This window comes from Pseudomonas sp. LTJR-52 (assembly GCF_003691465.1).
GTDB lineage: Bacteria > Pseudomonadota > Gammaproteobacteria > Pseudomonadales > Pseudomonadaceae > Chryseomonas > Chryseomonas luteola.
In genome coordinates this window covers 4,066,138-4,085,195 of record NZ_CP033105.1, presented here as the reverse complement: position 1 = coordinate 4,085,195, position 19,058 = coordinate 4,066,138, and the positions used below count along the sequence as shown (strand labels likewise).

Here is a 19,058-nt window from a genome sequence, read left to right as displayed (position 1 = left end):
GCCTTTATGACTGAGCCGTCTCTGTTCATGAATGGTATACTATAACCCTCTTTCCGATAGGAGCCTGACGGTGTCTGTCGTTTTCGTCGCCGCATCCCAATTACCTACGCCCTTTGGCATTTTTACCATGCATGGCTTTCTCGATGAGTCCGATGGTAAGGAGCACGTGGCGCTGACCCTTGGTGATATTGCTAACGGTGAGCCGGTGCTGGGGCGTCTACATTCCGAGTGTCTGACGGGGGATGCCCTGTTCAGCCTGCGCTGCGATTGCGGCTTTCAGCTGGAGGCGGCAATGCGAGCCATTGCTGAAGAAGGCCGTGGCGTTATCTTGTACTTGCGTCAGGAGGGGCGTGGTATTGGTCTCTTGAACAAGATCCGCGCGTATGAGCTGCAGGACGCAGGAGCTGATACGGTTGAGGCCAATGAACGTTTGGGATTTGGTGCAGACCAGCGTAACTACAGCTTGTGCAAGCCAATGCTCAAGCATCTGGGCGTCAATGCATTGAAGCTGATGACCAATAACCCTCGCAAGGTCAAAGCCTTGGAGGACCTGGGAATTACCGTAGCACAGCGTGTACCGCTGCAGACGGGGCTTAACCCTCATAACAAGCGTTACCTGGCCACCAAGGCCGGCAAGCTGGGTCACATGCTTGGCAATATCCATCAAGGCGAAGTTCTTCCTTCCTGATGAAGGCAGGCAGTCGCTGTTCATTTCTGACCGGCGCCTGCCTGCTAGTCTGCTGTGTTCTCTCCCAGGCTGCTGAGCGTGTCGTCAGTCTGGCGCCTTCGATGACCGATATCATGCTGGAACTGGGCGTAGAGAGCCGCTTGGTAGGCGTGCTGGACGCAAGCGAGCGTCCTGCTTCTTTGGCCGGGCTGCCTTCCGTAGGGCGTTATGGTCAGGTCAATATCGAAAAGATTGTCTCACTGCGCCCTGACCTTATTTTGCTTTGGCCCGGCGCAGTCCCGTCCGCCCAACGCGAGCAGCTCAAGCAGTTGGGCTATACCATTGAAACTCTGGATGTTCATCGGTTGGATGAGCTGGCAGACGGGCTCGCTCGAATCGCTCAGGCGGTAGGTGTTCCTGATAAAGGGCAGCACTTGGCGACCCAGTTTCGTGAGCGTCTCGCCAGTGTGCGTAACCGCTACAGGCAGTTGCCGACTGTACATGTGTTCTATCAAGTCTGGGACAAACCGCTGTATACCGTAGGAGGCACGCAAATTATCAGCAATGCCATACAGGTATATGGGGGCAGGAGTATATTCGCCGATCTCTCACAACCGGCGCCGCAGGTGGGCGTAGAAGCTGTGCTCACAAGAAACCCCGAGGTGATACTGGCCATGGAGCAGGCTCAGCTCGAACCATGGCGACAGTGGCCAACATTAAAGGCGGTGGCACACCACCAACTCTGGGCTGTAGGTGACAAGCGGCTTGAACGGCCCAGCTATGGCATGCTGGACGCAGTGGTCAGGTTGTGTGAGCTGATAGACAAGGCCCGCTAGGCGGGCCTGTCCCAACGCGTCCCGTCAGGGGTTGCGTGAAGCGAGTACAAGCGGAGCGGGCTCGGAAGCTGTATTGGCTTCAAGCTGTGCCAGGCGCTGCTTAACGGCCTTTTCGATGCCAAGTGCATCCAGTCCGCATTCAGCCAGCATTTCACTCGGCTTGGCATGCTCGACGTAGTAATCGGGCAGACCCAGATTCAAGATCGGCTTGAGCAGGTTTTCTCGGGCGAGGAACTCGTTCACGGCGCTGCCTGCACCGCCCATGATGCTGTTTTCCTCGATCGTAACCAGCAGGTCGTGGCTGTCTGCGAGTGCCCGGATCAGGGCTTCGTCCAATGGCTTGACGAAGCGCATGTCGGCCACGCTTGCATCAAGGCCTTCTGCTACCTGCAAGGCCTCTTTCAGCTGTACGCCAAATACCAGAAAGGCAACCCTGCGACCTTGACGGCGAAGAACGCCTTTGCCGATTTCCAGTGGCTCAAGCCCTGGCTCAATGGCTGCGTTAGGGCCGCTGCCCCGTGGATAGCGAACAGCCGCAGGCCCCTTGAATTGGTAACCCGTCGTCAGCATACGGCGCATTTCGTTCTCATCGCTGGGCGCCATGATCACCATACCGGGAATACAGCGCAGGAACGACAGGTCGAAACTGCCGGCATGTGTAGGGCCGTCTTCACCCACCAGACCGGCGCGATCGATGGCAAACAGCACATCGAGGTTCTGTACGGCTACGTCATGGATCAGCTGGTCGTAGGCGCGCTGCAGGAAGGTGGAGTAAATCGCCACTACCGGCTTGGCACCATCACAGGCCAGACCCGCTGCCAGGGTCACGGCGTGCTGTTCGGCGATCGCAACATCGAAATAGCGGTCTGGATACTGCTCGCTGAAGCGGATGAGGTCGGAGCCTTCCTTCATGGCAGGTGTTATACCTACCAGTTTGGGGTCAGCTGCCGCCATGTCACATAGCCAGTCGCCGAAGATGTTCGAATATTTGGGACTACCAGGCTTCTTGGGTGCCGCATTCAAGGGCTCAAGCTTGGTGATGGCGTGATATTCGATAGGTGCTGCTTCGGCAGCGCTGAAACCCTTGCCTTTCTTGGTCACGATATGCAGGAACTGCGGACCTTTGGCGTCACGCAGGTTGCGCAGGGTAGTGATCAGCGTCGGCAGGTCATGCCCATCGACGGGGCCAATGTAGTTCCAGCCCAGCTCTTCAAACAGGGTGCCCGGAACCAGCATTCCTTTGGCAGCCTCTTCGGTACGGCGGGCGATTTCCCACGCACCAGGCAGCTTGGCCAGTACCTTTTTCCCACCCTCGCGCATGTTCTGATACGTGCGACTGGACAGGAGCTTGGCAAGGTAATTCGACAGACCTCCCACGTTATGGGAGATCGACATGTCGTTGTCATTGAGAACGACGAGCATGTCGGCTTCTACGTCGGAGGCGTGATTGAGCGCTTCGAATGCCATGCCTGCGGTCAGGGCGCCATCACCGATCACCGCAACGGACTTGCGCTTGCTGCCTTGCATGCGGGCAGCAATGGCCATGCCCAGCGCCGCGCTTATCGAGGTGCTGGAGTGGCCAACCCCAAAGGTGTCGTACTCACTTTCAGAGCGACGCGGAAAGGCAGCGACCCCGCCTTTCTGGCGCAGTGTACCCATCTGGTCACGGCGTCCGGTCAGGATTTTGTGCGGGTAAGCCTGATGGCCGACATCCCAGACAAGGCGGTCGTCGGGTGTATCGAACACATAATGCAGCGCAACGGTCAGTTCGATGACCCCGAGGCCGGCACCAAAATGCCCGCCGGTCTGCCCGACGGTATAGAGCAGATAGTGGCGCAACTCATCGGCGAGCGTTTCCAGCTCGTGCTCGCTCAGGTGGCGCAGCGCAGCCGGGGTGTCGATGCGGTCGAGCAATGGCGTGGCGGGCCGCTCGCGTGGAATCTCGTGCAGCGTCTTGGGCATCAGGTCATCGTTATAAGGTATGAAAGATCGAAGTTTACCCGAAGCCCTCCAGTCACCCAACAGTGAACCGTCATATAGAGCTTCGAGCTGTTCTGTGTGTGACTAGTGGCGGCGTTGGACGATGTAGAGTGCTAATGCCCGCAAGGGTTCGGCAGACTCGCCAAAGTGCTGCAAGGCCTGCTGGGCTTGTTCACACAATAGCTGCGCATAATGCTTGGCCTCATCCAGGCCCAGCAGGGCCGGGTAGGTTGGCTTGTCCCGCGCAACATCTGCGCCCTGGCGCTTGCCCAGGGTGGCGGTGTCGCTTTCTACATCCAGCACATCGTCCTGTACCTGAAAGGCCAATCCTACTGCGCGGGCATAGCGGCTCAGGGCATCCAGCTGCTCGAGCGTGGCCTTGCCGCTGGCCAATGCACCCAGGCGGACACTGGCCTCGATCAGTGCGCCAGTCTTGTGACGATGCATGATTTCAAGCGCCGTCTGGTCTATCTGTCTACCAACGGACTCAAGGTCAATGGCCTGACCGCCTACCATGCCGGCAGGGCCAGAAGCCTGAGCCAGGATATTAAGCATTTCCAAACGTGTCTCGGCCGTTTGCGGTGCGTTGGTCAGTATTTCAACTGCAAATGTTTGCAGTGCATCGCCTGCCAGAATGGCACACGCTTCGTCGTAAGCCTTGTGCGTAGTCGGACGGCCACGACGCAAGTCGTCGTCATCCATAGCCGGCAAGTCGTCATGCACAAGTGAGTATGCGTGGATCAGCTCGACGGCGCACGCAGCATTGTCGGCCTGAGAGGGCTCTCCCCCAAGGGCTTCGCAGGCGGCATACACCAACAGGGGGCGCACACGCTTGCCGCCACCCATGACGCTATAACGCATTGCCTCATACAGGCGATCGAGCTCCGGACGTGGCGAGACGAACAGGGTGTCCAGCATGGCGTCGACACGTGCCTGACTGCGAGCCTGATAATCCTTGATCATGTGTCGTCGCCCTGTACGTCGAAGGGGGCTTCGGTCATGACTCCGTCGCGCTCGAGCAGAATCTGGACTTTCTGCTCAGCCTGACTCAGTGCACTCTGGCATTCACGGGTCAGGCGAATACCCTGTTCGAAGGCGCCCAGTGATTCTTCGAGGGAAAGCTCACCGCTTTCCAGGCGCTCGACCAGGGTTTGCAGTTCTGCCAGGGAGTGTTCGAAATCGGGAGCTTTCTTGCGGGCCATTGGCAATCTCGGGGGTGATACACAATCGCGGGACACTAGCAGAGGCGTGGAAGCCGAGTAAATACTTGCAGCGGAAATAAGAACGGCCCTGTCCAGGAGCCGATGGGGTAAGCGCCAGGACAAGGCCGTATACGGCTGGACAGAGGCCAAGGCATCGGTCCGGGAGGAAGTGCACTCTATAAGGTGTTACCAAGCGAAACTGTTTGCTCGCAGGCCAACACACATAGCAACTATCGCGCCAGGGCATGACAATTTGATTTCAGATGCTTTTTGCCTGAAAAAATAGAAAACAGATGCGCTTTTGTGGAGCAAAAACCGCTGTCTAAGTATTTCATGGCGCAGTTGAAACTATCTCCTCGCTACATCGTTACGTGAGCGTTGAGCACGGGATCTGCTTTTTGCTAAGCGAGGTGACATTCCTGATATCGGCTATCGACTCAGCTCATATGCACACATGTTAACTGTTGATGCCAGGTTCAGCGATTCGATAGCGCCGCAGCCGGGAATGGTAAAAGGTTGCGCATTAAGTACGGTCAATTGCTCATGGGGTATGCCCCGCGCTTCATTGCCGAACAAATAGCAGTCGAATGTCTTAAACGCTGCCGATTGAACGTGATCACCACTCATGTCCAGACAGGCAATGCGGTCAAACCGTGTGCGCAGGGAATCTATTTTCACGTCCAACTCAATGGAAGCATGAAAAATGGCGCCCATGCTGGAGCGAACAACTTTAGGGTTGTACGGATCAACACTGCCAGGGCTAAGCAAGCAGCGAAAGTTACCGAACCATACCAGCGTGCGCAGGATGGTGCCGAGATTGCCCGGATCCTGAATTTCATGCAGGTAAATGGAGCGCTCGTTATCAGCAGGCGCGCAACCCGGTGCGTTAGTGGCCGGCATCGGTACCAGCGCAATAACGCCTTGCGGTGTTTTGGTATCGGATATCTGCGCCATTTGGCGGTCACTGATCACATGGGTTTCAAACGAGCTTGCCCAATGTTCATAGGCCTCGGTTACATAGAGCTGACTGCTCTGTAGCAGCGGATTCTGTAGCGCCGCCTTTTGTAACTCCAGCAGCAGATGTTCGCCCTCCACCAGAAAATAACCGAACTCGGCCCGGTATTTCTTCTGGTGAAGTTTTTTGACGTCATCGAATTTCATCAAGACGCCGCTCGGCTGGGCTGCATGTTCGCCATCTCAAAGTCCGATAGAAGCGATTTGGCCAAAGCCTCGGCAACTTTAATTCCATCTACGCCCGCCGACAAAATGCCCCCCGCATAACCGGCACCTTCACCAGCCGGATACAGGCCGCGCAGGTTGAGGCTTTGCAAGGTCTCGTTGTCGCGAGTAATGCGGACAGGAGAGGACGTGCGGGTTTCGATACCTGTGAGAATGGCATCATCACGATCAAAGCCACGAATCTGCTTGCCGAATGCCGGCAGCGCTTCGCGGATGGCCTCGATGGCATAGTCTGGCAGCGAGGGCGCAAGATCACCCAGGCGTACGCCGGGTTTGTAGGAGGGCTCTACCTCGCCAAGTTCGGTCGACGGCACTCCACGGATGAAGTCGCCCACCAATTGTGCTGGTGCGCAGTAATCGCTGCCCCCCAGCTCGTAGGCCCGCGACTCAAGGCGTTCTTGCAGATCCAGGCCAGCCAGCGGGTCGCCTGGGAAATCCTGCTCCGGGTTGATACCCACAACAATGCCTGAGTTTGCATTGCGCTCGTTGCGCGAGTACTGGCTCATGCCATTGGTCACGACGCGCCCCGGTTCGGAGGTGGCGGCCACTACGGTTCCGCCGGGGCACATGCAGAAACTGTAGACGGCACGACCGTTTTTGGCGTGATGCACTAATTTGTAATCGGCGGCGCCCAGCTCCGGATGGCCGGCGTATTTGCCCAGGCGAGCCTGATCGATCATGCCTTGCGGATGCTCGATGCGGAAACCCACCGCAAAAGGTTTGGCTTCGATATATACGCCCTGGCGATGTAGCATGCGGAAGGTATCGCGAGAGCTGTGACCCAGCGCGAGCACCACATGGCGGCTGCGGATTGTCTCGCCATTGGCTAACACCACACCTTCAAGCTGGCCGTTGTCGATCAGCAGATCGGTCACTTTACTCTCGAAGCGCACTTCGCCACCCAAGGCGATGATCTCCTCTCGCATCGCTGCGACCACGCCGGTGAGACGGAAGGTGCCGATATGCGGCTTGCTCACATACATGATCTCTTCCGGCGCGCCAGCGCGGACGAACTCGTGCATCACTTTGCGGGCGTAGAACTTGGGATCCTTGATCTGGCTATAGAGTTTACCGTCCGAGAACAGGCCGGCTCCTCCCTCACCAAACTGTACGTTGGATTCCGGCGTCAGGATCTTTTTACGCCACAGCGCCCAGGTATCCTTGGTGCGTTTACGTACATCCTTGCCGCGCTCCAATACGATGGGCTTGAATCCCATCTGTGCGAGCAGCAGCGCCGCGAACAATCCACAAGGACCAAAGCCTACGATTATCGGGCGCTCGCGCAAGTGGGCTGGCGCTTGAGCTACTGGGTAGTAGTGGGTGTCCGGTGCTGGACGTACATGATTGTCATCGGCAAAGCGCGCCAGGATTGCCGCCTCGTTGCGTGCCTCTAGATCGATGATATAGATGAACAGAATGACGCTGTTTTTCTTGCGAGCATCGTAGCTGCGCTTGAATACAGTGAAGTTCAGCAAGTCGGCGTCGCTGATGCCCAGGCGTTTGACAATGGCCTTGCGCAACTCATCTGAAGAATGATCAAGAGGCAGGGACAGTTCGTTGATGCGAATCATGGCGGTAATCCTGGCCGGTGACTCCGGCAAAGGAAGCTTTAGAAAGGATGGGGTAAGAGGCGAATTATACCTCTCTCTATCCCTCCCTGACAGTCCTGCCTAACGGGTGCTACACGATCCCTGCCCACCAGTCTTATATTATCGGTTTATAATCATTGCCATTGTGCGTCCAACCGCTTTCTGTTTTTCCCAGGCGTTGGTCTGCTTCTCCCATTGAATTTTCCGTGCTTGGCTCCCTCATGAAACGATCCAAAAGCAGCCGCCGTTGGCTGGATGAACACGTCAACGATCCTTATGTTAAGCGGGCTCAGAAGGATGGCTTGCGTTCTCGTGCCAGTTACAAGCTGATCGAGCTGAACGAGAAGGACAAGCTGATACGTCCCGGCATGCTGGTCATGGACCTTGGCTCCGCACCGGGCGGTTGGTCACAGGTGGCTGGCGGTCTCGTAGGCGAGAAGGGACGGGTTCTGGCTAGTGATATTCTGCCGATGGACCCGCTGGAAAACGTCGACTTCATCCAGGGCGATTTCACCGACGACGCGGTGTTCCAACAGATTCTCGACAAGCTCGATGGTAATCAACCTGATCTGATCATCTCTGACATCGCTCCCAATATCAGTGGCATCGCTGCTGCCGACCAGGCGTCCTCGATGTATCTGGTCGAACTCGTCCTTGATATGGCGCGTCAGGTGCTCAAGCCCAACGGTAACCTTGTAGCCAAGGTATTCCAGGGAGAGGGCTCCGACGAGTTTCTGAAAGACGTTCGCACCTCATTCGAGAAGGTGATGATACGTAAGCCAGAGGCATCGCGGCCGCGCTCAAGGGAGGTCTATCTGGTGGCAAAGGGCTTTAAAGGATAAAGCCCCGTGGTGCGCTCTTCGAGAGCTTGACGCTTCGCTGGGTTGTGCACAGTCCAGCGATGACAAAAAACCCAAAGGGCACCTTTCGCTGAGCGTTATACCCTCCCTTATTATTCGCTAGATGACCGCCTTGGATAGCGCTCAACGAGTCGATCAGAGCCAAAGGTCTGGCTTTGTTCAGGTTTGACCGAAACCGGGTAAAACGATAGGCATTAAAAAGCCGGCTTGTGGCCGGCTTCGTGAGGTAGTAGCGACTTATTTTTGGTAAGCCGCGACTGCCTTTAAGATCTCCGCACGGGCTTCTTCAGCATTGCCCCAGCGTTCAACTTTTACCCACTTGCCTTTTTCAAGATCCTTGTAGTTCTCGAAGAAGTGCTTGATCTGCTCCAGCAGCAGAGCCGGCAAGTCGGTGTATTCCTTTACATCATGGTACAGCACAGACAGTTTGTCATGCGGAACGGCAACTAATTTTGCATCGCCACCGGCTTCGTCGGTCATGTGCAGTACGCCAACCGGACGTGCGCGAATGACGGCGCCCGGCGTAACCGGGTAAGGCGTTACGACGAGCACGTCGAGGGGATCGCCATCATCAGCCAGCGTGTTGGGGATATAGCCATAGTTGGCCGGATAGAACATCGGGGTCGCCATGAACCGGTCGACAAACAGAGTATCGCTGTCCTTGTCGATTTCGTATTTGATGGGTGCATGGTTAGCCGGGATTTCAATCGCGACGTAGATGTCGTTCGGCACGTCTTTGCCGGCCGGAATCTTGCTATAGCTCATAGAGCGACTCACCTTTGTTGGTAGGCCAAATTGATGTGGTTTGGAGTATAGGCATATTTGACCCGCGATTCGAGCCTTGGGGTGGGATAAGGTTCAAAGCAGGAACTTTGTAACGGTAACGGACCCGAAAAAAGAGGCCTGCCTGTTAGAGGGCGGGGCAGCTTTCCTCTGAATCGGAGACAACATCGGCATGTTCCAATGGATCAATGAGGCGACAGCCATCAACCTGGCGCTTGCACTTGTCATTACTATCATCAGCTATGGCGTCATTCGCCGGCTCGTTACAGCCGTTACCAGTCGCGTTGTGAATTGGTCCTCCCGGGCAAACAGCGGTTGGGCACACTACGTAGGCGAGATCATTGGTCGAACCAGTCGCTTGCTTATTCTGCTCATGGCTATTCAGATCGGACTGTATGTCATTGATCTAAGCCCAAGCTGGGAGGCACGCGTCAGCCATATCTGGTTCCTGGTCCTGGCTCTACAGTTCGGGCTGTGGGTCGATGGCGCAATTCTGCTATGGGCACGTTCGGCACTGCAGAACAGGAATGGCCATCAGCGCAGCCAGCTCACCATGACCATGATTTCGCTGATGGTCCGGGTAGCCTTGTGGACAGTGGTTCTGCTTGCAGTACTCTCCAACCTGGGTGTCGATATCACGGCGTTCGTCGCCAGCTTGGGTATTGGTGGTATTGCCGTCGCGCTGGCCGTTCAGAATGTGCTGAGTGACCTGTTTGCCTCGCTGTCCATTGGTATCGACAAGCCTTTCGAGCAAGGTGATTTCGTCGTATTTGGCGATATTGCCGGCTCCATTGAATACATTGGCCTCAAGACCACGCGTATTCGCAGCCTTAGCGGTGAGCAGGTGGTCTGCTCCAACACGAAGCTGCTGCAGCAGACAATCCATAATTATAAGCGGATGTCCGAACGGCGGATGCTGTTCCAGTTCGATATCAGTTACCGCACACCTGCCGATCAAGTGGGTGAAATTGCTCCACTCGTAAAGCAGATTGTCACGTCATTGGAGAACACCCGTTTCGATCGTGCGCATCTGCTGGCACTGGAAAGTAGCGCCTTGAAATTCGAGGTGGTGTATTACGTGTTGAGCGCGGACTACAACCAGTACATGGATATTCAACAGAGCATCAATCTGGCACTGCTCAAGGAGCTGGACCAGCGTGGCATCAAGTTCGGTATGCCTGTTCGGTCACTGGAGTTTCTGGAGGAGGTTCCCTTGGCCTATCAGGGTTCGCCGGACGCTCCTCGTGGAGGTGACTCGGCTGCGGGAATTGAAATCCGCTGAGCCAACGCCTGTAGCCGCGTCAGTGGATCCTGACGGAAAAACTGACGTAGCTGCATATAAACATCCGGGTATGCCTGATCGAGTACATCGGGTGCGGTAAAGAAGTATTCACAGCAGACGGCAAAGAACTCAGCAGGATGCTCGCTGGCATAGGGATCGATCAGTGTTTCCTTATGGGTATCAATCTGTCGGTTGAGATCATCGTAAGCAGCCTGCATGACCTCAGCCCAGCGAGGAAGCGACATGTCCCGGTGCAGTGGGGGCAGGCCATTGGCATCGCCGTTGAGCATGTCGAGCTTATGCGCCAATTCATGGATGACCAAGTTGTAACCCGTCCAGTCACCGCTTTCCTGAACACCCGACCACGCCAGAATCACTGGACCTTGTAGCCAAGCCTCACCGCTATGGCTTTCGCTTCCCTCATGTTCAATTCCGCTATCGTCACGGTAGCGTTGCGGGCTGACAAAATCCGAGGGGTAGAGGATCAGCTCGTGGAAGTTGCCATACCAGTCTTCCTCAGGCAGGTATAGCAAGGGCAGCTGGGCCTGGGCAGCCAGGGCCAGGCGGTCAACATCAGCAAGCGCAATGTCACCCAGTAGCGTCAGGCGTTTATGCGCCAGAAAAAGGATGCTGCGCTGTTGAAGCCGTTGATCAGATTCAGGCGGGAGTCCGTCGAGGAAAGGCAGGCGGGAATGAACTTCATCCCAGAGCGCCGGCGGGATAACGGTCCGTTCAAGGACCCGTCGATCCCGCCAGGCGCGCAGGGACCACATGCGTTAGCCGATTTCGCTGCGGCTGGGGCTCGGACGCAGGCGACGGCTGACCATGCTGATGACCATGGGCAGCAGCGAGATGGCAATGATGGCGATAACCAGCATGGACAGGTGCTGCTTGATGAACGGCACATTGCCAAAGAAGTAACCCAGGGTAACCAGACCGCCTACCCAGAGGAACGTGCCCAGGACGCTGAAGCCCAGAAAACGGAAATAGTGCATGCGACCGATGCCCGCCACGAATGGCGCGAACGTTCGGATGATGGGCAGGAATCGCGCCAGGGTAATGGTCTTGCCGCCATGCAGGGCATAGAACGCCTGGGTACGCTCCAGATAGTCGCGACGGAATATCTTGGAGTTTGGTCGCGAGAAAAGCTTTTCACCCAGGGTTCGGCCAATGACATAGTTGGTGCTGTCACCGGCAACGGCCGCGAAGGCAAGAAGGCTACCCAGAAGCCAGGGGTCCATGCCGCCTGTTGCGCAAATGGCACCAGCAATGAACAGCAATGAGTCACCGGGCAGGAAGGGCATGACTACCAAGCCCGTTTCGCAAAAAATGACCAGGAACAGGATGAAATAGATCCATGACCCATAGTTGCTGACCAGCATTTCCAGGTAAACGTCGAGGTGGAGGATCAAATCGATCGGGTTAAAGTCCATGTACAGCCTATCTATGGCAGCGGGTCGAAGCTCCATTATAGGGCGAAGGCTCTAGGTCGCGAGTAGCCATTAGGGTAAACGGTAGGGTGGGATTTGCGATCTACCGCACGGATATCTGCTTTCTTCTCTTTCAAGGCCGGAGCTCGGCTGGGATCAGATGGAATTTCGTGATTCACGAGGCGGATGAACCCATAGAGTCCTGACGGCGCTGTGCTAACCTTCGGCTCGTTTTCAATGGGGCTGCCAGGGCCTCGCTTGTCAGGGGTTATTCATGCATATCCACATTCTCGGCATCTGCGGGACGTTCATGGGCTCTTTGGCCGTGCTGGCCAAGGAGTTGGGTCATCGAGTGACCGGTTCCGATGCCAATGTCTATCCGCCCATGAGTACGCAGCTGGAGGCACAGGGTATCGAGCTGATGCAGGGATACGAGCCTGCCCACCTTGAACCGGCGCCGGATCTGATCGTGATCGGCAACGCACTCTCTCGGGGTAATCCGGCTGTGGAGCATGTCCTGAACAAGGGGTTGCCCTATGTATCCGGACCGCAATGGCTGGCAGATCATGTATTGCAGGGACGCTGGGTTCTGGCTGTAGCGGGTACCCACGGCAAGACCACCACCACGAGCATGCTAGCCTGGGTGCTGGAGCATGCAGGCATGAGCCCGGGCTTCTTGATTGGCGGTGTACCCCAAAATTTTGGGATATCCGCCCGGCTGGGCGGAACGCCTTTCTTTGTCGTAGAGGCTGACGAGTACGATAGCGCCTTTTTCGATAAGCGCTCCAAGTTCGTCCATTATCGACCGCGCACCGCTATCCTGAACAACCTCGAGTTTGATCATGCCGATATCTTTCCCGATCTGGCAGCGATCGAGCGGCAGTTTCATCATCTGGTGCGTACGATTCCAGGTGAAGGACTCATCATTCATCCAACTGCTGAAAAAGCGCTGTCTCATGTCCTGACGATGGGGTGCTGGACGCCGGTTCAGACGACAGGAGAGGGCGGGCAGTGGCAGGCCCGCTTGCTCCATGAGGACGGCTCGCGGTTTGAGGTAATCTTCGATGGGAAGACACAGGGAACGGTTGAGTGGAGTCTGACCGGCCAGCATAACGTGGCCAATGCCCTGGCCACCTTGGCCGCCGCGCGGCATGTAGGCGTCGTGCCGCCTCAAGGGATCGAGGCGTTAAATGCATTCAAGAGCGTTAAGCGCCGAATGGAAACGGTTGCCGAAATCAACGGCGTCACGATCTATGATGACTTCGCCCATCATCCCACGGCCATTGCCACTACGCTTCAAGGATTGCGGGCACGTGTAGGAGAGGAATCCATCATTGCAGTCATCGAGCCACGCTCCAACTCGATGAAGTTGGGCGCCCACCGTGACGGCCTGCCGGACAGTGTTCGACAGGCCGACTCCGTTATCTGGTATGCGCCGCCGAACCTGGGGTGGGATCTGGCCGAGACAGCAGCGAATTGCCCTGTCCCGGCGGTTGTTTGCGACTCGCTTGAGGCCATTATCGCGCGCGTTAAAGAAGCGGCGAAAGGCAGGACCCATGTAGTCATCATGAGTAACGGCGGGTTTGGTGGTCTGCACGGCAAGCTGGCTGCTGCGTTGCGTGAAGGAGGCCCTGCATGAGCGGACCGGAACGTATCACCCTGGCAATGACCGGCGCTTCTGGTGCTCAATACGGATTACGGCTGCTTGACTGTCTGGTGCAGGAGGAGCGTGAGGTTCACTTTCTGATCTCCAAGGCTGCACAGCTGGTCATGGCCACTGAGACCGATGTGGCGCTACCGGCTAAACCTCAAGCTATGCAGGCGTTTTTGACAGAATACACCGGCGCTGCGCCCGGGCAGATTCGAGTCTTTGGCCAGAGCGACTGGATGGCGCCCCCGGCGTCAGGTTCCAGTGCGCCGGCAGCCATGGTGGTTTGCCCATGCTCGACCGGTACGCTGTCCGCCATTGCAACAGGTGCCTGCAATAACCTGATCGAGCGCGCTGCCGATGTGGCCATCAAGGAGCGGCGTACCTTGGTTCTAGTACCCAGGGAATCACCGTTCTCCAGTATTCATCTGGAAAACATGCTCAAGCTGTCCAACCTGGGCGCGACGATTCTTCCGGCTGCGCCAGGGTTCTATCACCAGCCGCAAACGGTGGATGATCTGATCGACTTTGTCGTGGCCCGGATTCTTAATACGTTGAGTATTCCCCAAGACATGCTGCCCCGTTGGGGCGAGCATCATCTGGTGAGCGATGAGTAAGTTTCTCTGTGCGTGCCTGGTGCTTGTACTGAGTGGCTGCGCCAGCGTCAGCACGCTTAATGCGGGTAAGTCGGGCGCTCCGATCGTTTACTCGGGAACCCGGCTGGACTGGTATGCCATTCAAGGGGGCTGCTGTCCAACGGAGCGCTTTGGCGTAGAGGCTCCCGCCTATCCCAGGCTCGATCTGCCGGGCAGTCTGCTGGTGGACACGGTGTTATTCCCCCTTGCCCTGGCAAAGGTGTTGGGTATCGGGTTGAACGTTCGCGGAGGCAGTTGAGCTATCCCCAGGCATTGGCGAAGGCGGCTTCACTTCGTTATAGTCGGTCGGGTCTTCAGGGCGGGGTGAGATTCCCCACCGGCGGTAAACCACATGGTGGCAAGCCCGCGAGCGCTCCGATACGTCGGAGGTCAGCAGACCTGGTGTGACTCCAGGGCCGACGGTCATAGTCCGGATGAAAGAAGATGCGTTTGTCTACCTATGCCGCCTGGCATAAGTAGCGTCTGCGCTTTTTGCCCTGAAACGTTCACTCACCCAACGAGGACGTTTCATGCCTATGCTCGACCCGCAACGCCATTCCCGCCTGCATGCTGCTATAGCAGCCTACCGTGAGGGGCGCCCAGTGCTTCTGCTGGATGATGTCGACCGTGAAAACGAAGCTGATCTGGTAGCCGCTGCTGAAAATCTCACCTTGAGCACGATGGTAAAGATGATCCGGGATGGCAGCGGTATTGTCTGCCTGTGCCTGGATGATGCCAGTGTGCGGTGCCTGGACCTGCCGCCCATGGTCAAGAATAACCAGGCACGTCATGGAACAGGGTTTACAGTTTCCATCGAGGCGGCGGAAGGTGTGACTACCGGTGTTTCGGCTGCTGATCGGATGATCACTATTCGGGCCGCGCTGGACTCCTGCGAAGGTCGGAGCCGAATCGTCAGCCCGGGGCATATCTTTCCCTTGCGCGCGCGTGAAGGTGGGGTGCTGACTCGGCGCGGTCATACCGAGGGCTCGGTGGAGCTGGCCATGCTGGCAGGGCTACGTCCGGCAGCCGTATTGTGCGAGCTGATGAACCCTGATGGCAGCATGGCGCGTGGTACTGATGTCGAGCACTACGCGCAGCAGCACGGGATACCTGTGCTGACCATTGAGGAGATCGTACGTTACCGTGAGGAGGAAGCACTATTGGCATCCCAGTCGGTCAGCGTCGTCTGATGTAGCGCCAATGTCTGCCAGCTACTCGGTCGGTTCCTGGCAGACATCCACCCATTGGGCCTCGACCAGTTCGGCCAGCCGTTGCGGGGTAATGCGCACGGCGCTGTGGATTGCGCCAGCTGCCGGCAGAACCTCATCAAAAGCCTTGAGCGAGCAATCGCAATATACCGGCATGGGCGTTGCCAGTCCGAATGGGCAAACGCCGCCTACCGGATGGCTGGTCAGCAGCAGCACGCGCTCGCCATCCAGCATCTTGGCTTTGCCGCCAAACGCAGCCTTGAGCTTTTTATTGTCCAGTCGTGCATCGCCTCGTGCCACGAGCAGCACCTCACGTTCACCAATCTTCAGTCCAAGCGTTTTAGCAATTCGCCCCGGTTCGACGCCATGTGCTTCGGCCGCCAGGGCAACGGTTGCGGTGCTGGTTTCAAGCTCAATGATGTGAATGTCCGGGGCGTGGGTCGTGAAAAAGTCGCGGACTGAATCCAGGCTCATGAGGGGCTCCCATTCGGTAGAGCCTGGATTCTTGAAAAGCCGGGCGCGTGCGTCAACCCTTGATCAGCATTCAACCATGCTGACAGCGAGCCCGCCCCGAGAGGTTTCCTTGTATTTGTCCTGCATGTCGGCACCGGTATCACGCATGGTACGAATGACTCGATCCAGCGAGATGAAATGTTCTCCGTCACCGCGTAGCGCCATCTGGGCGGCATTGATGGCTTTCACGGCGGCAATGGCATTGCGCTCGATACAGGGCACCTGAACCAGTCCTCCCACCGGGTCGCATGTCAGGCCCAGGTTATGCTCAAGGCCGATTTCCGCAGCATTTTCCACCTGTTCTGGCGTTGCGCCCAGCAGCTCGGCCAGCCCGGCAGCCGCCATGGCACAGGCCGAGCCCACTTCGCCCTGACACCCCACCTCGGCGCCTGAGATCGAGGCATTCTTTTTACACAAGATGCCTACTGCGGCCGCAGCCAGCAGATAGCGCACGACATCTTCATCGTTCGCATCCGGGTTGAATTTCATGTAGTACATCAGTACCGCAGGAATGATGCCCGCCGCGCCATTGGTAGGCGCCGTTACCATGCGACCTCCCGCGGCATTTTCCTCGTTGACCGCCAAGGCGAACAGGTTGACCCACTCCATGGCTGAAAGCGTCGAGCTGATAACGCTCGGGTTGGTCATCGCCCGCAGGCTACGGTGCAGACGAGCGGCACGGCGTGGGACTTTAAGGCCGCCCGGCAGTACACCTTCATGGGCTAGCCCATTCCGAATACATTCGCGCATGGTCTGCCAGATCTGTAAAAGGCTTGCGCGAATGTCATCCTCACTGCGCCAGGCTTTTTCATTGGCAAGCATAAGGGCGGAGATGGACAACCCATGCTCGCGGCACAGGCGTAGCAGTTCTGCTGCGCTGGAGAAGTCATAGGGCAGGGTAGTGGTATCCTGATCACGCTGGCCGCTGGCCGCCTGTTGGCTGTCGATAACAAAACCGCCGCCCACGGAATAGTAGGTTTCCTCGAACAGCTCTCCAGTCTCGCCAAATGCGGTAAGGGTCATTGCATTGGGATGGTAAGGCAGGTTCTCATCGAGCAGATGCAGGTCTCGTGTCCAAACGAACTCTATGGGGTGGCTACCCCCGAGCATAAGCGTGTTTTCAAGCTTGAGCGTCTGGATGCAGGGCTCGATCCGGTCGGGATCAACCCGGTCTGGCCACTCTCCCATCAACCCCATCAACGTTGCACGGTCAGTCCCGTGCCCGACACCTGTTGCGGACAGGGAGCCATACAGGCGTACTTCTACCCGGCGAGTCTGCTCCAGGCATTGTTGCTCACGTAAGGTGGAGACGAATAATGCACCGGCTCGCATGGGGCCTACCGTGTGAGAGCTGGAAGGACCCACGCCGATTTTAAACAGGTCGAATACGCTGATGGCCATGCTGAAGTCCTGAATATGAGGTTCAATGGTGACCGTAACGTACGTAACAGTCTGAGGATCATCATGGGAAAAGCGGCCTCCCTGCACAATCGATACGTTCTAAGCGACCCTTTAGTAGAGCTAAACCCATGAGCCGGATCCTGAACGCGCAAACGCAAGCCTGGCTTCAAGTATTTGCCTGTGCGGCACGCCACCTGTCCTTTACCCGCTGTGCCAAGGAGTTGCATGTAACGCCTGGCGCCATTAGCCAGCAGATGCGACAGCTGGAAGAGCGGTTGGGGTTCAAGCTGTTTCACCGAATAGCCCGTGGGTTGGAGCTGACGGCGGAGGGGCAACGGCTGGCCTCAACGGTCAATCAGGCCTCAGGACTTGTGGATGCGGAGCTGCGACGGCTGAATGCCGGTCAGTTTGGCGGCGTGCTCCGGCTACGCTCGATTCCTTCCTTTCTCGGCAAATGGGTCATGCCGCGGCTACCCAAGCTGCAGGCTCGCTTTCCGGATATCCAGCTTCGGGTCGTTGCTGAGGACAGTTCATGGTCGCTGCGCGAGGGCGAGTTTGACCTTGCCATTGATCTTAATGACGGTAGTTATCCTGGTCTTGCATCCACGTCGTTGCTGGACGAGCAGATATTTCCGGTGTGTGCTCCTTCGCTGTTGGAGGGGCGCCCGTCACTTGATCGTCCCGAGGCGCTGGATCATTACCCATTGCTGCATGACATCACCGCCTGGCGCGGCAGTTATGAGTATGCCGAGTGGGAGTTTTACCTAGCGTCCATTGGCGCCCCTGCACTGGATGTCAGGCGAGGTCATACGTTCAATCGCAATCACCTGACTATTGAGGCGGCCATTGCCGGCATGGGGGTTGCCATCGCTCGGCGTCATTTGATCACTAACGAGCTGGAGCGGGGTGCGTTGGTTATTCCCTTCGGGGTATCCGTACCGGCGCGCAAGCGTTATGTCCTGCTTTATGCGCAAGGTGCTCTCGCTGATCCACGTGTACGTTCACTGCATGACTGGCTGGTTGAGGAGGCCCTGGCCAGTGCGTCAACGCCCCAGCCGGCGTAACTCGTCCGACTCGACAAAACGAACACCGTCGCCTTCCTCCAACGCGAGTCGCCAGAGTGCTCGTGCCAACACGCAGACCTCAATGCCATGCCACTTGCCAGGCAGCAGCTGGGAGAGCGGGGCGGCAATCTGCTCGCCCAACCGCTGCTCGTTACGAGGGCCGAGCAACAGCGAGGGACGTGCAAAGGTGATCTGCGGCCAGCCTTGATCCTGTAGTGCCTCTTCAAGCTCACCTTTTACCCGGTTGTAAAAGATCGAAGAGGAAGCATCGGCACCAATGGCACTGATAACCACAAAGTGTCTGGCACCCAGTTCGCGTGCGCGACGTCCGACAGCGATGGGCAGGTCATAATCAATGGCGCGAAAGGCTTCCTGTGAGCCGGCTTTCTTGATCGTGGTGCCCAGGCAGCAAAAGGCCGTATCCAGCGGGCCGGTGAGCTGAGGCAGCACATCCAGCAATTCGCCGACCGGGTTTTCCAGGCGTAGATGAGCAGGAAGTGGTCGGCGGGTGGGCGCCAGGACACGTTGAATGGTTGGCTCATTCAGTAGGCGATCCAGTAAGTGTTCGCCGGTAAGCCCCGTGGCGCCTGTAATCAGGACATGTTGCGGAGTCAGGTGCATCGCAAAGCTCCTTTCGATGAGCATGACTGGCGGAGCAGGTAGGCGGCCCGCGCTTCTGCCCGGTCCGCTTCGTTGTAATGCCCACCCTTATCCCATCGGA

Annotated in this window: 20 protein-coding genes and 1 riboswitch; of the genes, 9 read left to right on the top strand and 11 right to left on the bottom strand. The window is 57.2% G+C overall.

Annotation, left to right across the window (positions count from 1 at the left end; all coding sequences use genetic code 11):
* The first annotated feature begins 70 nt into the window (after window positions 1–70).
* Both ribA and EAW52_RS19000 read left to right on the top strand, forming a co-directional pair.
* Window positions 71–688 (top strand): GTP cyclohydrolase II, encoded by a 618-nt coding sequence (gene ribA, locus EAW52_RS19005; protein WP_019366825.1) that lies wholly within the window; start codon window positions 71–73, stop codon window positions 686–688.
* Window positions 688–1,503 (top strand): cobalamin-binding protein, encoded by an 816-nt coding sequence (locus EAW52_RS19000; RefSeq protein WP_122043609.1) that lies wholly within the window; start codon window positions 688–690, stop codon window positions 1,501–1,503. Before ribA ends, EAW52_RS19000 begins: the two co-directional genes overlap by 1 nt.
* 24 nt (window positions 1,504–1,527) lie before the next feature.
* Here the strand turns inward: EAW52_RS19000 and dxs are convergent, their stop codons facing one another.
* From dxs to EAW52_RS18975, 5 genes are all read right to left on the bottom strand, one after another.
* Complete coding sequence (dxs, locus tag EAW52_RS18995) at window positions 1,528–3,465, bottom strand: 1-deoxy-D-xylulose-5-phosphate synthase (RefSeq protein WP_122043608.1); 1,938 nt, start codon at window positions 3,463–3,465, stop codon at window positions 1,528–1,530.
* Window positions 3,466–3,567: 102 nt separating this feature from the next.
* Window positions 3,568–4,446 (bottom strand): (2E,6E)-farnesyl diphosphate synthase, encoded by an 879-nt coding sequence (gene ispA, locus EAW52_RS18990; protein WP_122043606.1) that lies wholly within the window; start codon window positions 4,444–4,446, stop codon window positions 3,568–3,570.
* Window positions 4,443–4,685: an exodeoxyribonuclease VII small subunit gene (locus tag EAW52_RS18985; RefSeq protein WP_010796886.1), complete on the bottom strand. Its 243-nt coding sequence runs from the start codon at window positions 4,683–4,685 to the stop codon at window positions 4,443–4,445. The genes ispA and EAW52_RS18985 overlap by 4 nt, the downstream gene beginning before the upstream one ends.
* 429 nt (window positions 4,686–5,114) lie before the next feature.
* Entirely contained in the window at window positions 5,115–5,846 is a 732-nt protein-coding gene (locus EAW52_RS18980) for an RNA methyltransferase (protein WP_122043605.1), read from the bottom strand.
* Complete coding sequence (locus EAW52_RS18975) at window positions 5,846–7,495, bottom strand: NAD(P)/FAD-dependent oxidoreductase (protein WP_122043603.1); 1,650 nt, start codon at window positions 7,493–7,495, stop codon at window positions 5,846–5,848. The genes EAW52_RS18980 and EAW52_RS18975 overlap by 1 nt, the downstream gene beginning before the upstream one ends.
* Before the next feature lie 239 nt (window positions 7,496–7,734).
* On the opposite strand from EAW52_RS18975, the gene rlmE reads away from it, so the two are divergent.
* Window positions 7,735–8,355 carry a 23S rRNA (uridine(2552)-2'-O)-methyltransferase RlmE gene (gene rlmE / locus EAW52_RS18970; RefSeq protein WP_019366818.1) on the top strand — a complete coding sequence of 207 codons (621 nt, stop codon included), beginning with the start codon at window positions 7,735–7,737 and terminating at the stop codon, window positions 8,353–8,355.
* A 255-nt stretch (window positions 8,356–8,610) separates the two neighbouring features.
* Here the strand turns inward: rlmE and ppa are convergent, their stop codons facing one another.
* Window positions 8,611–9,138 (bottom strand): inorganic diphosphatase, encoded by a 528-nt coding sequence (gene ppa / locus EAW52_RS18965; RefSeq protein ID WP_010796890.1) that lies wholly within the window; start codon window positions 9,136–9,138, stop codon window positions 8,611–8,613.
* A gap of 190 nt (window positions 9,139–9,328) precedes the next feature.
* On the opposite strand from ppa, the gene EAW52_RS18960 reads away from it, so the two are divergent.
* A complete protein-coding gene (locus EAW52_RS18960; RefSeq protein ID WP_122043602.1) occupies window positions 9,329–10,438 on the top strand; it encodes a mechanosensitive ion channel family protein in 1,110 nt (369 codons plus the stop codon).
* Here the strand turns inward: EAW52_RS18960 and EAW52_RS18955 are convergent.
* Window positions 10,378–11,211 carry a zinc-dependent peptidase gene (locus EAW52_RS18955; protein WP_010796892.1) on the bottom strand — a complete coding sequence of 278 codons (834 nt, stop codon included), beginning with the start codon at window positions 11,209–11,211 and terminating at the stop codon, window positions 10,378–10,380. The two genes, EAW52_RS18960 and EAW52_RS18955, sit on opposite strands and share 61 nt — an antisense overlap.
* A gap of 3 nt (window positions 11,212–11,214) precedes the next feature.
* Window positions 11,215–11,871, bottom strand: a complete 657-nt coding sequence (locus EAW52_RS18950; protein WP_122043601.1) for a DedA family protein — start codon at window positions 11,869–11,871, stop codon at window positions 11,215–11,217.
* A 271-nt stretch (window positions 11,872–12,142) separates the two neighbouring features.
* Between EAW52_RS18950 and mpl the strand changes: the two genes are divergently transcribed.
* The 4 genes from mpl to ribB all read left to right on the top strand — a co-directional run bounded on the left by mpl (window position 12,143) and on the right by ribB (window position 15,341).
* Window positions 12,143–13,507 (top strand): UDP-N-acetylmuramate:L-alanyl-gamma-D-glutamyl-meso-diaminopimelate ligase, encoded by a 1,365-nt coding sequence (mpl, locus tag EAW52_RS18945; RefSeq protein WP_122043599.1) that lies wholly within the window; start codon window positions 12,143–12,145, stop codon window positions 13,505–13,507.
* On the top strand, window positions 13,504–14,133 hold the full coding sequence (ubiX, locus tag EAW52_RS18940) for a flavin prenyltransferase UbiX (RefSeq protein WP_010796895.1): 630 nt from the start codon (window positions 13,504–13,506) through the stop codon (window positions 14,131–14,133). Before mpl ends, ubiX begins: the two co-directional genes overlap by 4 nt.
* Window positions 14,126–14,410: a YceK/YidQ family lipoprotein gene (locus EAW52_RS18935; protein ID WP_122043598.1), complete on the top strand. Its 285-nt coding sequence runs from the start codon at window positions 14,126–14,128 to the stop codon at window positions 14,408–14,410. Before ubiX ends, EAW52_RS18935 begins: the two co-directional genes overlap by 8 nt.
* 47 nt (window positions 14,411–14,457) lie before the next feature.
* A riboswitch (FMN riboswitch) is annotated at window positions 14,458–14,601 on the top strand.
* 80 nt (window positions 14,602–14,681) lie between these two features.
* Complete coding sequence (gene ribB, locus EAW52_RS18930; protein ID WP_122043596.1) at window positions 14,682–15,341, top strand: 3,4-dihydroxy-2-butanone-4-phosphate synthase; 660 nt, start codon at window positions 14,682–14,684, stop codon at window positions 15,339–15,341.
* Between the two features lie 21 nt (window positions 15,342–15,362).
* Here ribB and EAW52_RS18925 read toward each other — a convergent pair whose 3' ends face one another.
* A complete protein-coding gene (locus EAW52_RS18925; protein ID WP_122043595.1) occupies window positions 15,363–15,833 on the bottom strand; it encodes a YbaK/EbsC family protein in 471 nt (156 codons plus the stop codon).
* 63 nt (window positions 15,834–15,896) lie between these two features.
* Window positions 15,897–17,273: an L-serine ammonia-lyase gene (locus EAW52_RS18920; RefSeq protein WP_122044865.1), complete on the bottom strand. Its 1,377-nt coding sequence runs from the start codon at window positions 17,271–17,273 to the stop codon at window positions 15,897–15,899.
* A 128-nt stretch (window positions 17,274–17,401) separates the two neighbouring features.
* On the opposite strand from EAW52_RS18920, the gene EAW52_RS18915 reads away from it, so the two are divergent.
* Window positions 17,402–18,337 carry a LysR substrate-binding domain-containing protein gene (locus EAW52_RS18915; RefSeq protein ID WP_122043594.1) on the top strand — a complete coding sequence of 312 codons (936 nt, stop codon included), beginning with the start codon at window positions 17,402–17,404 and terminating at the stop codon, window positions 18,335–18,337.
* Here EAW52_RS18915 and EAW52_RS18910 read toward each other — a convergent pair.
* A complete protein-coding gene (locus EAW52_RS18910; RefSeq protein ID WP_122043593.1) occupies window positions 18,317–18,958 on the bottom strand; it encodes an oxidoreductase in 642 nt (213 codons plus the stop codon). The two genes, EAW52_RS18915 and EAW52_RS18910, sit on opposite strands and share 21 nt — an antisense overlap.
* Window positions 18,959–19,058 lie beyond the last annotated feature (100 nt).